The 14,307-nt window shown below is 45.3% G+C and carries 15 protein-coding genes, 1 tRNA gene and 3 pseudogenes; 15 read left to right on the plus strand and 4 right to left on the minus strand.

Annotated features, from left to right (window positions below; genetic code table 11):
* The 8 genes and pseudogenes from H6G17_RS09260 to H6G17_RS32555 all read left to right on the plus strand — a co-directional run.
* Positions 1 to 545, plus strand: a 545-nt coding sequence (locus H6G17_RS09260; RefSeq protein ID WP_192156407.1) for an MBL fold metallo-hydrolase, incomplete at its 5' end; no start/stop codon positions are given.
* A 64-nt stretch (positions 546 to 609) separates the two neighbouring features.
* Positions 610 to 2,121, plus strand: a complete 1,512-nt coding sequence (locus tag H6G17_RS09265; protein ID WP_192156409.1) for an aldehyde dehydrogenase family protein — start codon at positions 610 to 612, stop codon at positions 2,119 to 2,121.
* Between the two features lie 8 nt (positions 2,122 to 2,129).
* Entirely contained in the window at positions 2,130 to 2,432 is a 303-nt protein-coding gene (locus tag H6G17_RS09270) for a hypothetical protein (protein WP_192156411.1), read from the plus strand.
* Positions 2,378 to 2,825, plus strand: a pseudogene (locus tag H6G17_RS09275) (IS1 family transposase); the annotation flags it as partial. The gene H6G17_RS09270 and the pseudogene H6G17_RS09275, both read left to right, overlap by 55 nt.
* Positions 2,826 to 2,830: 5 nt before the next feature.
* Positions 2,831 to 2,977: pseudogene (locus H6G17_RS33405) on the plus strand (IS1 family transposase); the annotation flags it as partial.
* Between the two features lie 8 nt (positions 2,978 to 2,985).
* Positions 2,986 to 3,081, plus strand: a pseudogene (locus H6G17_RS09280) (IS1 family transposase); the annotation flags it as partial.
* Positions 3,082 to 3,112: 31 nt separating this feature from the next.
* Complete coding sequence (locus H6G17_RS09285; protein WP_199316614.1) at positions 3,113 to 3,646, plus strand: glycosyltransferase; 534 nt, start codon at positions 3,113 to 3,115, stop codon at positions 3,644 to 3,646.
* Positions 3,643 to 3,933, plus strand: coding sequence for a hypothetical protein (locus H6G17_RS32555; RefSeq protein WP_199316615.1), 291 nt, complete (start codon positions 3,643 to 3,645; stop codon positions 3,931 to 3,933). The genes H6G17_RS09285 and H6G17_RS32555 overlap by 4 nt, the downstream gene beginning before the upstream one ends.
* Before the next feature lie 79 nt (positions 3,934 to 4,012).
* Here the strand turns inward: H6G17_RS32555 and H6G17_RS09290 are convergent, their stop codons facing one another.
* Positions 4,013 to 5,503 (minus strand): hypothetical protein, encoded by a 1,491-nt coding sequence (locus H6G17_RS09290; protein WP_192156415.1) that lies wholly within the window; start codon positions 5,501 to 5,503, stop codon positions 4,013 to 4,015.
* A 934-nt stretch (positions 5,504 to 6,437) separates the two neighbouring features.
* On the opposite strand from H6G17_RS09290, the gene bchL reads away from it, so the two are divergent.
* The gene (gene bchL, locus H6G17_RS09295) at positions 6,438 to 7,304 is read left to right on the plus strand and encodes a ferredoxin:protochlorophyllide reductase (ATP-dependent) iron-sulfur ATP-binding protein (RefSeq protein ID WP_192156416.1); all 867 of its coding nucleotides are present in this window, start codon (positions 6,438 to 6,440) and stop codon (positions 7,302 to 7,304) included.
* 34 nt (positions 7,305 to 7,338) lie between these two features.
* Positions 7,339 to 7,908: a DUF5331 domain-containing protein gene (locus tag H6G17_RS09300; protein ID WP_192156418.1), complete on the plus strand. Its 570-nt coding sequence runs from the start codon at positions 7,339 to 7,341 to the stop codon at positions 7,906 to 7,908.
* On the opposite strand, the gene H6G17_RS09305 is transcribed toward H6G17_RS09300, so the two are convergent.
* A complete protein-coding gene (locus tag H6G17_RS09305) occupies positions 7,905 to 8,048 on the minus strand; it encodes a hypothetical protein (protein ID WP_192156420.1) in 144 nt (47 codons plus the stop codon). The two genes, H6G17_RS09300 and H6G17_RS09305, sit on opposite strands and share 4 nt — an antisense overlap.
* 6 nt (positions 8,049 to 8,054) lie before the next feature.
* Here H6G17_RS09305 and H6G17_RS09310 point away from each other — a divergent pair, with 6 nt between their 5' ends.
* A complete protein-coding gene (locus H6G17_RS09310; protein ID WP_192156422.1) occupies positions 8,055 to 9,455 on the plus strand; it encodes a ferredoxin:protochlorophyllide reductase (ATP-dependent) subunit N in 1,401 nt (466 codons plus the stop codon).
* Positions 9,456 to 9,628: 173 nt separating this feature from the next.
* Here the strand turns inward: H6G17_RS09310 and H6G17_RS09315 are convergent.
* Positions 9,629 to 9,700: transfer RNA gene (locus tag H6G17_RS09315), tRNA-Val, on the minus strand.
* Positions 9,701 to 9,853: 153 nt separating this feature from the next.
* Here H6G17_RS09315 and H6G17_RS09320 point away from each other — a divergent pair.
* Positions 9,854 to 10,468 (plus strand): metal-binding protein, encoded by a 615-nt coding sequence (locus H6G17_RS09320; protein ID WP_192156424.1) that lies wholly within the window; start codon positions 9,854 to 9,856, stop codon positions 10,466 to 10,468.
* A 35-nt stretch (positions 10,469 to 10,503) separates the two neighbouring features.
* Positions 10,504 to 11,325 carry a nucleoside triphosphate pyrophosphohydrolase gene (mazG, locus tag H6G17_RS09325; RefSeq protein ID WP_192156426.1) on the plus strand — a complete coding sequence of 274 codons (822 nt, stop codon included), beginning with the start codon at positions 10,504 to 10,506 and terminating at the stop codon, positions 11,323 to 11,325.
* A gap of 16 nt (positions 11,326 to 11,341) precedes the next feature.
* On the opposite strand, the gene crtH is transcribed toward mazG, so the two are convergent.
* Positions 11,342 to 12,886, minus strand: coding sequence for a carotenoid isomerase (gene crtH, locus H6G17_RS09330; RefSeq protein ID WP_192156428.1), 1,545 nt, complete (start codon positions 12,884 to 12,886; stop codon positions 11,342 to 11,344).
* Positions 12,887 to 13,217: 331 nt separating this feature from the next.
* On the opposite strand from crtH, the gene upp reads away from it, so the two are divergent.
* Both upp and H6G17_RS09340 read left to right on the plus strand, forming a co-directional pair.
* The gene (gene upp, locus H6G17_RS09335; protein ID WP_192156432.1) at positions 13,218 to 13,868 is read left to right on the plus strand and encodes a uracil phosphoribosyltransferase; all 651 of its coding nucleotides are present in this window, start codon (positions 13,218 to 13,220) and stop codon (positions 13,866 to 13,868) included.
* Positions 13,869 to 13,925: 57 nt separating this feature from the next.
* Positions 13,926 to 14,276, plus strand: coding sequence for a hypothetical protein (locus tag H6G17_RS09340; protein ID WP_192156434.1), 351 nt, complete (start codon positions 13,926 to 13,928; stop codon positions 14,274 to 14,276).
* The last annotated feature ends 31 nt before the right edge of the window (positions 14,277 to 14,307 follow it).

Here is a 14,307-nt window from a genome sequence, read left to right on the forward strand (position 1 = left end):
ATATCCATAGCGACCACAGCGGCGGTTTGGTCGAAAATGGGCGATTGATGTTTCCTACGGCTACAGTTTATGTTGGCAAGCCCGATGTCGATTTCTGGCTCGATCCCGCAAATGCAGAGCGATCGCATCTCGATCGCAGGTATTTTGATGAAGCAGTCAAAACGGTCAAGCCATACCTCGATGCAGGCAAGCTAAAATCGTTTTCTGGCGAGACAACTATCTTACCAGGAATCGTTGCGCGTCCTACACCCGGGCACACGCCAGGACACACCTTATATGTAGTGGAAAGCGGGGGCGAGAGCATTGAGTTTTGGGGCGATATTATTCACTTCGGCTCAATTCAATTTCCGAATCCTAAAATTACAGTTGTCTACGATGTCAATGCCAATGCCGCAGCAGAGCAACGAGCGAAACAGTTTGCCCGTGCCGAAAAATCGCGCCGCCTAGTCGCTACTGCACATTTGCCCTTTCCAGGAGTGGGTCACATCCGCGCAGAAGATCTTAGTTATGCCTGGGTTCCCGTGGATTATCGCTGGCGCGGTTAACGAGCAGAGTGAAGTTAAGCAATAAAACTCATTCCCCTTAAATCACTATCATAGAGAAATTACAATGACTGCAACCATAAATTCACCGATCGCACTTCCCAAACCGCCGATTAAACAAGCAAAACTATACATCAATGGACAATGGCGATCGGCATCGGACGGCAAAACTCGTCCTACCATTAGCCCGATTACGGAAACGGCGATCGCAGAGATTCCCGAAGCCTCCGAACAAGATGTAGAAGATGCTATTCTTGCTGCCCGTCATGCTTTTGATGACGAACCTTGGGCAAAAATGACTGGGCACGAACGACAGAAAATTCTTACTCGTGTTGCAGAATTGATCGAAAAATATGCGGACGATCTAGCACTGTGCGAAACGCTCGATATGGGCAAGGCAGTCTACTTTGCTAAGACAATCGATGTTTACTTGCTTGCCGATTTATTTCGCTACTATGCAGGCATGGCTCCAGAAATCGATGGTGTGACTCGTCTGGTTTCACCACCGCCAGAACATACCCCGAAGCACGTCACGATCGTTCGGGAACCGTTGGGAGTTGTCGCTGCCATCACCCCGTTTAACTTCCCACTGATACTTGCAGGAACCAAGATCGCTCCTGCCCTCGCTGCTGGGAATACCGTAATTCATAAGCCTGCCAGTGCGACACCGTTATCTGCCATCAAACTGGCAGAAATCTTTGATGAAGCAGGATTGCCTGCTGGAGTTTACAACATGGTCACGGGTTCTGGTGGCAGAGTGGGCGATCGATTAGTCAAACATCCTGCCATCAACAAGATTAGCTTCACAGGCTCAACAGAAGTTGGCATCGGTATTATTCGCAATAGCGCCGATACGCTCAAGAAAACCACGATGGAACTGGGTGGGAAATCTGCCAATATTGTGTTTGCTGATGCCGATCTGGACAGCGCGATCGCCAATGCTTTCTTTGGCATCTTCTACAACAAAGGTGAAATGTGTTCGGCAGGGTCGCGATTGTTAATAGAGCGATCGATTCACGATGCTGTTGTCGATGGACTCGTCAACTATGTGAGCCAAATCGAGATGGGCAATCCGCTCGATCCAGAAGTGCTATTTGGTCCCTTAGCCGATGCCGGACAACTCCAGAAAGTGATGCAGTACGTCGAGTATGGCAAGCAGGATGGTGCAACTTTGCGGTACGGTGGCGAACGATTCTATCCAGATGGTACGAATGGCAAAGGCTATTACTTCCAGCCGACAATTTTCACGAATGCCACCAACGAGATGCGGATTGCTCAAGAGGAAATTTTTGGTCCAGTCTTGACTGTGATTCCGTTTGACACAGAAGAGGAAGCGATCCGAATTGCCAACGGCATGAACTTCGGATTAGCCTCTGGGGTTCACACTCGCGACATTAAAAAAGCCTTTCGAGTGGCGAATGCAATGCAAGCCGGAACTTGTTGGATCAATTGCTACAACGTCTATGATGTCTCCGTTCCATTTGGGGGCTACAAAGCTTCTGGCTTCGGGCGCGAGAATGGCAAAGAGGTGATGGAGAACTATACGCACACCAAAGCGATTTGGATCGATTTAAGTTAGGAGATAAAGTGAGTAATATCCCAGAGGAAATTCACCTCAATATTGGTGCAATTATCTTTCCAGGTCTAGATCAGACCGACTTTACCGCTCCATTTGAAGTCCTCTCGCGGCTCCCTAATTCTACTTTTCATATTCTTTGGAAGGAAAAGATGCCCGTGAAGGATGTCCAAGGATTGATTTTGACACCAGAGAAAACGCTATCCGAGTCACCGCCGCTCGACCTACTGCTTGTACCTGGTGGCTATGGACAGGAGGGGATGAACTGTGGTCGTTTGTCAATGACAAAGGCGATGAGCAATGGGTGTGGTTAGCATTAGATGCTGCAACACGAGAGATGGTCGGCTTGCATATAGGCGCTCGTAGTGGCGACTCGGCAAAAGCGTTATGGAGATCGATGCCACCGCTCTACCCGTCAATGTGCTGTGCTCTACACCGACCGTTGGAGCGCTTATCCTACTGTCCTACCGAGCCAGCGCCATTGTCCAGTCGATAAAGATAGCGGATTCACGAGCTATATTGAACGGTTCAACTGTACTTTGCGACAACGAGTTTCTCGACTCGTCCGCGAGAGTTTGTCGTTTTCTAAACAGTTAGACAACCACATTGCAGCGATTTGGAGTTTTGTGCATGACTACAATGCGAAGTTACGCCGTAAACTGTCAATAGCCAGCTATTCTACTTCTATTTTCTCTAGCCTTTCCTAAATAGCACTACCGTGACTTTGAGGCTTGTGGTTAGTTATTTCAATTGGATTTGGCAGCATTCGTGCCTGGGAACTACAGCGGCACAGAGGGCAGAGCTAACCAATCGTCCTTGGACTTGGAATGATATTGCGGCTTATTCCACACTTGCTTGAGGCACGACCGACAAAGCCTATCATTTTCCAAAAAGCTCAACAATCATATTGGAGCGATTTGGGACTTCATTCATGGCTATAATGCAGAGATAGCAGGGGTTTGAACCTCACCACTACTTGCATATCGCTACCAAAATGTGGGGACAACAGCGGGGATGGTGGGATCGAGAAGATGGTTTTTTACTCACGGGAAGCGATGCCATGATTACGACTAACGCCGAGGCAGAAAGTGTCATCCTCCAACGAATGCCCAATTATGCCGATCGCTTGCACCGAATTGCGATCGCCGCAAATATCACAGTAGTTCCAATCGATCGCCAACAGGCGCGACAGCAGCTACGACAGCAATTTGATTGGTTAGCCGATAGTTTTGTAGTTGTCTTTTTTGGCTTTCTGCATCCCGTTAAAGGCATCGAGTATTTATTATCGGCATTTAGGCAAGTTATGACTCAACAGCCTCAGGCGCGATTGCTATTACCGGGAGGCATGGAAAGTTTGGCTTTACAGGGAGAAGAAGCAAAATCTTATTGGGATCGGCTGCAAGTATTAGTCAAGGAACTCCATCTGAGCGATCGCGTTTCGATGACAGGTTACGTAAGTGGTGAAACAGCTTCTCACTACCTCTCTGGAGCCGATCTGGGCGTGTTACCTTTCAATCATGGCGTTTGACGCTCAAAAGCGGCTCTTTACTAGCTTTAATGGCGCATGGTTTGCCTGTAATTGCTACTCATAGAACTCCACCAGATCCCGATTTATTAGCTGAAAATCTGCTGAAACTCATACCAACTCGCAATGACACAGCACTAACTGAGGCTTTGCTCAAACTCATTTTAGATCGAGCGAAATGCGATCGCCTCAGTGCTACAGCTAGGAAATTGAGCGATCGCTTTACTTGGTCTGCGATCGCCGAAGCACACGACAATATTTATCAGCAATTACTAGCAACCAAGAAATAAAATTCAAAGTAACCACAAGCTAACCCTTTTGCGACTTAGCGCCTTTGCGCGATCGCTTTTAACAACCTTTAACTGACAACTAATTACAACCAGGACTATTCGTTAACAAAATGGTTCCCCATTGAGTTTTCTGAAAAGTCTGAAATTCTACTCGCCATCGTTTTTGTAACTCAATCGGAAAAACTTGTTCGCCCTTGCCTTCTAAAAAGATCGTGCAGGCTTCAGTTGCCATAGCTTGAAAATCTTGTTGACTAAACTTATTTGCAACATCTGGATTAGAAAAATCAATTTTTGGGGCGCGAAAATAGATTTCAATTGGCGTTCTGACCAGCTTTTTTCCTGCTTCAACAGCAAAGATAGGTTCCATAGTTAGGAGTGGTTCGGGCGTTTTGGTAAGTGCTGCAACTGTCTGAGAATAACTAGGATTACGATTATTTGTCCATTGCTCGTACAAGGAGGGAAATGTATTTGAAAATTGATATAAAAAAAGCAGGATATAAATAATTAACGAGATAAAATTTGCAGCGATCGCACTTAGAGGAAGACGCTGGCAAAATTGGTAAATTCCTATTTCTAACCCAAATATACCAAAAGCAAATGCTGGTGCAGCACCTGACATATAGTGAGGAAAGAAGTTTGAAGAAAGAAAGGTGCTAGTTACAACTAAGCCAAGGAATGCTAAAGCGTAAAATCTTAATTTTCTTTGCCGGATAGATGTATAAATAAGTCCGCTGCAACCAAGTAGATATAAATATATATCTTTTTTAGCTTGTAAAAGAACAAATAACCGCTCGAATCTCCCAGTTGCTTCGCGGTTTATTTGTCCGAATACAATTTGATCGAGACTGCGAGGAACAAACACAAAATAGATAAATAAGATAAATATTGCTAGAACACCGAGTAAAAAATATTTTTTTAATTCTTGCGATCGCTGTACTCTTGACTCTTCAGAGTAACTCATTGCCAAAGCTAGAAAAGAAAAATTTAATAAGTTAGGTAAAAATAGTAATACTGATGTTCCAAATAAGAGAGCTTGCGCGATTGGTGTCCATTTCCACTGCTTTTGACAAACCCCTAAATAGAAGAATACAATTAGAAAATTGTTTGCCATTTGCCTAATTGCCAGAAATCGAAAATCCTGAAACATCAGTTCGTGAAATGTCAGGTAAAATAAAATGGCAAGAATGGCGGCTGAAGAATTATCTCGTAACTTTTTACAAGTTAAATAAAAGGGAACGACGGCAAAGCAATTCAAAGCAAGAAATAATAACCGTACCCAGTACATATTTCCGCTTAATTTCATGACGATGCCACTATATAGTGGTAACAACGGTAAATGCCAAAGCGGAAAATCTTTGTGGGGGACGAGTCCTTCCAACATCAATCGTCCCGCTTCTGCATAAACTCCTTCATCAGTAAATGGAAACGCTGCTAAATGTAAGTAACGGGCTTGCAGGTAGAAGAAAAAGCTGGCAATGCAAATTACTGGCAGAATGTGATACCAGCCACGATCGCATCTCCGGTCGCGTACATCTTCCTTATTTCTTCTAAACCTGAGATTTTGTGGCAAGCGTAGACAGAAATTTAAGTTAGTAGTTTCGGCATACAGTAGATTCTACTGCTAGGAGCGAGAATTTGCGATCGCATCTATATTTCGTGCCTTTTGAATTTTCGACTACGGCAAAAGAGATCCCCCCAACCCCCCTTAAAAAGGGGGGCTTTTGTTTGTGGCGTTGGCAGGGGGGCGATTTGTTCACACCGTCGGAAGGGGGCTTTTGTTCATACTGTCGAAAGGGGGGGCTTTTGTTCCTCCCTTTCCAAGGGGGGCTAGGGGGGATCTGAGTCTGTGGCTTGAAAAAATTAATGATTCTTTGTATAAACTGAGCGATCGCTTATTACCAACTGCTTTACTTACCTGCTAACTCCATTTTCACAGTGCGATCGCCATAGTTTTGCTATTTGTCTCGTAACGTAGCTCAATTTCAGCAAAATTTAACTCTTAATCAGAGGACACCTCGATCGCCCCGAGTAAGAGGGATTAGGGCGATATTTGCGATCGCTATTACAAGTTTAATAAGTATAAATACTCTAGCTTTGGAACTCAGCGATCGCGATCGTTTCCACAAACACGTTTATTTGTATTTTGTAACTATTTACATAAAACAAAAACACAAAATTGATTTAAAACAATAATTTAAACTTGAATAGAGTTTTCAGACGATATTATAGAGAATATTACTTTCATTAATTCAAAGATACTGATTTACTCTCTTTCTTATCTTAAGATGCCCTTTCATTTCCCTTGCCCTTGCCAGATAATGACAAGTAATCGAACCAAAAACGGCAATCAGCAAGCTAGTACAGCACGACAAAAATAAATTATCAATAAGGAAAAGTACCAAATGCCCACAACATAGGGCTTTTGATTTTTAACTTTTGACTTTTGACTTCGTGTACTTCTTGAGCCAGAGCCATAACAAAACAACGATAGGAGCCAACCCAACGTGAAACTTGCAGTCTACGGAAAAGGTGGCATCGGTAAATCTACAACGAGCTGTAACATTTCTGTCGCCCTTGCCAAGCGCGGTAAAAAGGTTTTACAAATCGGGTGCGATCCCAAGCACGATAGTACCTTTACCCTGACAGGATTTTTAATTCCCACCATTATCGACACGCTTCAGTCAAAAGACTATCACTACGAAGATGTCTGGGCTGAGGACGTGATTTACAAAGGATATGGCGGTGTAGATTGCGTTGAAGCAGGGGGACCACCAGCGGGTGCAGGTTGCGGTGGTTACGTCGTTGGCGAGACAGTCAAGCTGTTGAAAGAACTCAACGCCTTTGACGAATACGACGTAATTCTATTTGACGTATTGGGTGACGTGGTATGTGGTGGCTTTGCTGCCCCATTAAACTACGCTGACTACTGCATGATTGTCACCGATAACGGCTTTGATGCTTTATTTGCTGCCAATCGTATTGCTGCTTCCGTCAGGGAAAAAGCACGTACTCACCCCCTACGACTAGCAGGATTGATTGGCAATCGCACCGCTAAACGCGACCTGATCGATAAATATATCGAATCCGTACCCATGCCCGTATTAGAAGTATTGCCGCTCATCGAAGATATTCGCGTCTCTCGCGTCAAAGGCAAAACTTTGTTTGAAATGGCTGAGTCCGATCCTTCCCTAAATTACGTCTGCGATTACTATCTCAACGTCGCCGACCAAATTTTGGCGCGTCCAGAAGGAGTTGTGCCAAATGACTCGCCAGATCGCGAATTATTTGCCCTGTTGTCTGATTTTTACCTCAATCCCACCAAACCACCTGTTCCAGCTCCAGAAGAAGAACTAGACTTGATGATGGTTTGATCGGTCTAGTATTTTTGGATGAGGTGTAAAGTAGATGGCATTTTTCACAGACTTAACGGCATCTTTAAAACAAAAGTGGGTGCAATTCTTTCATGCCAATCATGCTTGGATTGCTAAGCAAATGGAAGTAGAATACGTCACCACGCCCGATGGTGGAAGGCGACCATCTTCTAACCTCATCCTGGGAGTTGTGAGCGCGCTGGAACCGCAATTAGCCGAATTGATGATTCCTTTTACTAAACTCAATCCCGATCTCAATGCTTTAATTGACGTTCTGGAGTTAAATTTTGACCCAGAAAAGATGCAAAGCGATCGCCCGCACAATCCGATGGGAAACCCCCATCCCTCTAATCCTGACACGCAAATGGATGCGCTCATGGGTATGATGGACGATCGCGCCGAAAGCGAGTTGGATGCATTATCTACGGGTGATGTCTCTTCTACAACAATGCAGGCAACCGGACAAACACCTGACGTAAAAAAAAATTTTAGTCAGTCTGACTTCGGCGATATCTGGGCGGACGAACAGTCTGCGAGTTCTAACCGTCCTAAAGAAGGTAAAACTAGCGACGACGAAATTTCACGTTTATTTCCTGAATTTTAATTGGGGAGTCGGGAGTCGGGAGTCGGGAGTCGGGGAATTTTAGATATTGAATGAATCTTTCCTCCTTGTCTCCCTTGTCCTCCTTGTCTCCCGTGTCTCTCGGTTCCCCATTCATCCTTTAAATCAGAAGGGGAGAACACTGATTTATGACTTTGGCACAACCGGAAGCACTAAACTTTGAATGCGAGACTGGCAATTATCATACGTTTTGTCCAATTAGTTGCGTCGCATGGCTTTACCAAAAAATTGAAGATAGTTTCTTTTTGGTAATTGGGACGAAGACCTGCGGCTATTTCTTGCAAAATGCTATGGGGGTGATGATTTTTGCCGAACCCCGCTATGCGATGGCAGAACTAGAAGAAGGGGATATTTCTGCCCAGTTGAACGATTATGAGGAGTTAAAGCGATTGTGCGAGCAGATTAAGCGCGATCGCAACCCCAGCGTAATTGTTTGGATCGGTACTTGTACCACCGAAATCATCAAAATGGACTTGGAAGGCTTAGCACCCAAGTTAGAATCCGAGATCGGTATCCCCATCGTGGTAGCGCGGGCAAATGGCTTAGACTACGCTTTTACCCAAGGGGAAGATACAGTCCTAGCAGCAATGGCAGCCCGTTGTCCGAATGAAGCACCTGTAGCCGAGACTGAGAAAAACGAACGCAACGCGATTCAAAAACTGCTCCACTTTGGTAAGAAAAAAGAAGAACTTGCCCAAGAAGAATCTGAGTATGTCGATCATCCGCCATTGGTATTATTCGGTTCTCTCCCCGATCCGGTTGTTACCCAACTTACCTTGGAATTAAAAAAACAGGGGATCAAAGTTTCTGGCTGGCTACCTGCCAAGCGCTACACAGAACTACCAGTTCTAGAAGAAGGGTATTATGTCGTTGGTGTCAACCCCTTCTTATCGCGGACGGCAACAACTTTAATGCGTCGTCGCAAGTGCAAACTCATCGGCGCACCCTTTCCAATTGGTCCCGATGGCACTCGCGCTTGGGTTGAAAAAATTTGCTCTGTATTTGGCATCACTCCCAAGGGGTTAGACGAACGAGAAGCTCAAATTTGGGCAAATTTAGAAGATTACGTGCAATTGATTCGCGGTAAATCTGCCTTCTTCATGGGAGATAACTTACTCGAAATCTCTTTGGCAAGATTCCTAATTCGCTGTGGCATGACCGTACCCGAAATTGGCATTCCATATATGGATAAACGCTACCAAGCGGCTGAATTGGTAATGCTAGAAAAAACTTGTCAAGAAATGGGCGTACCACTACCTAGAATTGTTGAGAAGCCAGATAACTACAACCAAGTCCAGCGGATTTATGAGTTGAAGCCAGACTTAGTAATTACTGGAATGGCTCATGCTAACCCCCTAGAAGCACGGGGAATCAATACCAAGTGGTCTGTAGAGTTCACATTTGCGCAAATTCACGGCTTTACCAACGCCCGCGATATTCTCGAATTGGTGACTCGACCCCTACGCCGTAACAATAACCTCAAAGACTTGGGTTGGGACAAGTTAGTCAAAGAAGAAGCCAAAATTTAGCAAAAGTAACGCATTCAAGAATTGTAGGGGCGGGTTTTGACCAAAAATTTACGGTTAACATTGTCAATCTCTTTGCTAAACCCGCCCGTACAAAAGTTAAAAGTCAAAATGCCTAAATAAAAAATCGAGTGTCAAAACTGGTAGGTTTTGACACTCGATTTTTTGATAACTTATGGGCGATACAAGATTCGAACTTGTAACATCCTGCTTGTAAGGCAGGCGCTCTACCGTTGAGCTAATCGCCCGTGTAGCCGTTTTTCTCACGGATGTTTATCATAGCAAACATCTACGATTTAGATCCAGCTTTTCCAAAAATTTTTTGTTTGCCACAAACCATTCTCCCTTGTCCCCCTTGTCCCCCTTGTCCCAATTACGAATAATTAACCCAAAACAAGCCCATGCCCTCTGGTCAAACGCACGATCGCATCACTCTCTGGAGTTTACCTGTAGTTGCCGGGATCGCCTTCGGACAAACTCAGAGCGGCAATATTACATTAATCCTATCAGGGGCATATTTATTTAGCGGGCTGATGTTTGGTCCCGACTTGGATCTCTACTCTCGACAGTACCAGCGTTGGGGTTACGCGCGCTGGATTTGGATACCTTATCAAAAAACCGTCAAGCACCGTTCCATACTGTCTCACGGATTTGCGATCGGCACGATCCTGCGCCTCATCTACCTTGCTATCTGGTTAAGTATTTTAGGACTTTTCTTTTTGGGAATTGCTCAATTTGTGTGGAATGTGGGATGGCACTGGCAGACCTGGTGGGAAACGGTCAAGCGATCGCTAACTCACCATGCCACCGAATGGATCGCGCTCTGTCTCGGACTAGAATTGGGAGCGATGAGCCACGTTATCAGCGATTGGAGCCATTCTACCTATAAACGCCAGCAGAAACAAAAAAACCGCAATCTCCCACCGCAACGTGGCAAAATAGTCAGAAAAAAGGAGACAGGAGACAGGAGACAGAAGACAGGAGGAAAGCATTCTAATCCAAAATCTAGAACTTAAGATTGCGATCGCCAATTACCAATTACCAATTACCAATGACCGATAATAAAACTCTCGCCGCCTTACAAGATCTAATTAATGTAGTAGCCAAATTACGATCGCCTGATGGTGGTTGTCCTTGGGATTTAGTCCAAACACCAGAAACATTAATTCCCTACGTGACGGAAGAAGCTTATGAGGTCGTTGACGCAATTCGCAGTGGAGATAAAAATGCGATCGCAGAAGAATTAGGCGATTTACTATTACAAGTCGTTCTGCAAGCACAAATTGCCTCAGAATCAGGTGATTTTAGTTTGGCAGACGTTGCCCAAGGCATTACCCAAAAACTAGTTCGCCGCCATCCTCATGTCTTCGGCAATGTCACTGTAGAAAACGTCGAACAAGTGCGGCAGAATTGGGAAGCAATCAAAGCTGCGGAAAAAGGTGAATCGCCAATTGCAGCAGAAAAACTGACCAATAAACTTTTACGATATGCTCGTACACTCCCACCCCTCACCGCCGGAATGAAAATTTCGCGCAAAGCTGCGGCAGTCGGCTTTGAATGGGACAATGTAGAAGGAGTCTGGGAAAAATTTAACGAAGAATTGGCAGAATTTCAACAGGCGATCGCCCATGAATCTTCTGCAAGGCAACAAGAAGAACTGGGAGATTTGCTATTTGTCATTATTAACCTAGCGCGGTGGTACGATCTCGATCCTGATGCTGCCTTACAGGGTACAAATCAGCGTTTCGTTCAACGCTTATCTCAAGTAGAAACATTGGCAGGTCGTCCCCTAACAGATTACTCTTTAGAAGAATTAGAAGCTCTCTGGCAGCGTGCCAAAGCCCAGTTAGATCGGTCAGACAATCTGCCGTAATGCTGCTATTTAAACGCTACAAACCCAAATCTACGGCAATTCTGTGGGCGCAAGCAAACCCCGAAAACGCGACTGCATTCAATCCTTGCCCTGGAAATGTACTATCACCAACGCAATACAACCCAGGTACGGCCGTGCGATTAAATGGCATTCCTAACAATCCCAATAACTTACGCTGAGGTATGGGTCCATAAGTCCCGTCATCTCGTCCTAAAAAGCGACGATGGGTGCGAGGCGTGCCTACCTCCATATAGTCTAAACCCGCATCTAAACCAGGAAAAATCTTTTCAAGGCGATCGATTACACGTCCGGCTGCATCTTCTTTCTTCTGTTCGTACTGAGTAGGCGATAATCCTTGCCAATCCTCTATCCAGCTAGGAGTAAAAGTGTGGACGATATGATATCCATCAGGTGCTAACTGGGGATCTAGTAAAGTTGGAATCGAAACAAAAATCGTTCCTTCTGCTGCCTCCATCTTGTCCCAATCTTCTAATAAAACGTGATGGCATTCGGTTCCTGGTGCTAACACATCTGCTTTAACTCCCAAGTGCAAATTGAGAAAACCAGGAGATTTTTGATATCTTTGCTGCCATTTCTGTTCCGAGGGAGGCATTTTCTCGGCTGGCAGTAATTTTTCAAATGTATCCCAACGAGTCGCATTAGAAACAACGCGCTTGGCACGATAGACTTCTCCTGATGTCAGTTGTACGCCTACAGCCCGTCCGTTTTCAGTCAGAATATTTGTCACTCTCGCTTCATACTGAATTTTCCCGCCAGCCTTTTCTAACCCCTCTACTAATTTCAGCGCAATTTGACCCACACCCCCTTTGGGGTAATTAATCCCGCCATAGTGTCTGTCTGAAAACACCATCCCTGCATTAATCATCGGTGTCATGTTGGCAGGAACGACCGACCAGATGTAACACTCCATGTCAATAAACTGCAACAGTTGCGGGTCTTTAATATAGCGTCGTGCCACATCGCCAACATTTTGAGGCAAATACTTGGCTAACCCCAGACAAGAAAAAGGATGCTGAAAGAAAACTCGCGTCAAATATCGAGGTTCTTCTAACGACAGCAAGTCCATACTGTTGAGACAGTTGAAAACTTTCCAGCATTCGTTGTAAAATTTGCGGATGCCTTGGCGTTCGTGGGGAAAATAGGCTGTCAGTTCTTGCAAAAACTTCTCATAATTGCGGTGAACTTTTAAGTCTAAACCTTTGGGTAAATGATATTGAACTTGCACGGGATCGGGAGTTGTCTCCAGGCTCACATCAACTGCGGCTAAGGCTTTAGTTAATAAGTTAGTCGTGCCTTGCGTGCCGAAGCCAAAAATCATTGATGCCCCAACATCAAAACGGTAGCCTTCTCGCTCGAAGTATCCTGCACTACCACCAGGAATCAAGTAGCGTTCTAATACTAAGACTTTAGCGCCTTTGGCTGCTAGTTGAGTTGCTGTCACCAATCCCCCAATGCCCGAGCCGATGATGATGGCATCAAATGAGGAGTGAGGAGTGAGGGGTGAGGAGTAAGGGTTAGAGGCAGGTAGAACAGCAGGCATGGGGTTAGCACTTTAAAAGTCTTTACTGAATTTATAGTGTACCTTTTCTTCCTCTCGCTCCTCGCTCCCCACCCCTAAAAAAATGGGGATTAGCCGCACTTGCTGACCAATCCCGTCTGCCGATCCTTAAAGAGAGGAGAACACTTGAGAAACAATATAAACTTGATTGAGAATAAATGTCAATACTAATGAAAAATATTCTCAACTATTGCCAAGATGACCTACCTGATGTAAGGGAGAGTAATTTTGCGTGTCTACCCGTTAGCAAAATTTTGTGTCTCTACAGAGTATGATGATTCAACAATTGCATCACCTTGCCTTCTAGAGATTCATGACATTGCAACTGCGCGTTTACGTTCCTCCCCACCCATTAATTCAGCATTGGTTGGGTGTTGCTCGCGATGCTGATACCCCTTCTGTGCTATTTAAAAGCGCAATGACAGAACTAGGACGATGGTTGACCTACGAAGCAGTACGCGAATGGTTGCCAACAGAGGAATTAACCGTGCAAACGCCTCTAGCTACTTGTCCGGCAACAATGATTAATCCTACAGTGCCGATCGCGATCGTCCCAATTTTACGAGCGGGCTTAGCATTGCTAGAGTCAGCGCAAACTGTACTACCTATAGCATCGATTTATCATCTCGGTTTGGTGCGTAATGAAGAAACGCTGGAAGCAAGTTGCTATCTGAATAAATTACCAGCTCAGTTTCCACCTGGGACGCGGGTGTTGATTACCGAACCGATGTTGGCAACGGGAGGTTCGATTATGATGACAATGAGCGAACTGACCAAACGGGGAGTCGATCCGGCGCTAACACGAATTATTTCCATTGTCGCCGCTCCCCCAGCTTTACAAAAATTAAGTGTGGCGTATCCCGGCTTAGTTGTATACACGGCAACCATTGACGAGGGAGTGAATAGCCAAGGATTTATCGTGCCAGGATTGGGAGACGCAGGCGATCGCACCTTCGGTACATAAGGTTCAGCACATAAGGTAAGATGCAGCTGGGATCGTATTCTTTGGGATGGTGAGATTGTGAGTCAGCGTGATGGATTTAGCACTGGATTTATCGCCGGGACGATTGTAGGAGGTGTGTTAGGAGGTGCGATCGGCGCACTGCTAGTTACCCAAAGATCGTCAGAACAATCAGCCGATCCAGATCGACGCAATGCCAATCTAGCCGGATCTAACAACAGGCGATCGCGGCGACAATTTAAAGCTGCTTCAGAACAAAGTATCGAAATTGCCCGCCGCAGCTTAGAAGATAAAATTGCCCAGTTGAATGAGACAATTGACGAAGTACGCTTGACGTTAGGACAAGTCAACGGGGAGCGGGTAGGGGATTCCGAGCGTGTCCCGCACCGAGAAGAAGACATCGCGCCCTAGAATAGTATTATTCTATTCAGGTTGCTGATAC

Origin of the sequence: Chroococcidiopsis sp. [FACHB-1243] (assembly GCF_014696895.1) — a bacterium.
Lineage (GTDB): Bacteria > Cyanobacteriota > Cyanobacteriia > Cyanobacteriales > Chroococcidiopsidaceae > Chroococcidiopsis.

Excerpts from the sequence above, each read along its gene's own strand:
- H6G17_RS09265 (WP_192156409.1), top strand. The coding sequence starts at position 610 with ATGACTGCAACCATAAATTCACCGATCGCACTTCCCAAACCGCCGATT.
- H6G17_RS09285 (WP_199316614.1), top strand. The coding sequence starts at position 3,113 with ATGTGGGGACAACAGCGGGGATGGTGGGATCGAGAAGATGGTTTTTTA.
- H6G17_RS09300 (WP_192156418.1), top strand. The coding sequence starts at position 7,339 with ATGGCATTTTTCACAGACTTAACGGCATCTTTAAAACAAAAGTGGGTG.
- H6G17_RS09310 (WP_192156422.1), top strand. The coding sequence starts at position 8,055 with ATGACTTTGGCACAACCGGAAGCACTAAACTTTGAATGCGAGACTGGC.
- H6G17_RS09320 (WP_192156424.1), top strand. The coding sequence starts at position 9,854 with ATGCCCTCTGGTCAAACGCACGATCGCATCACTCTCTGGAGTTTACCT.
- mazG (WP_192156426.1), top strand. The coding sequence starts at position 10,504 with ATGACCGATAATAAAACTCTCGCCGCCTTACAAGATCTAATTAATGTA.
- crtH (WP_192156428.1), bottom strand. The coding sequence starts at position 12,886 with ATGCCTGCTGTTCTACCTGCCTCTAACCCTTACTCCTCACCCCTCACT.
- upp (WP_192156432.1), top strand. The coding sequence starts at position 13,218 with ATGACATTGCAACTGCGCGTTTACGTTCCTCCCCACCCATTAATTCAG.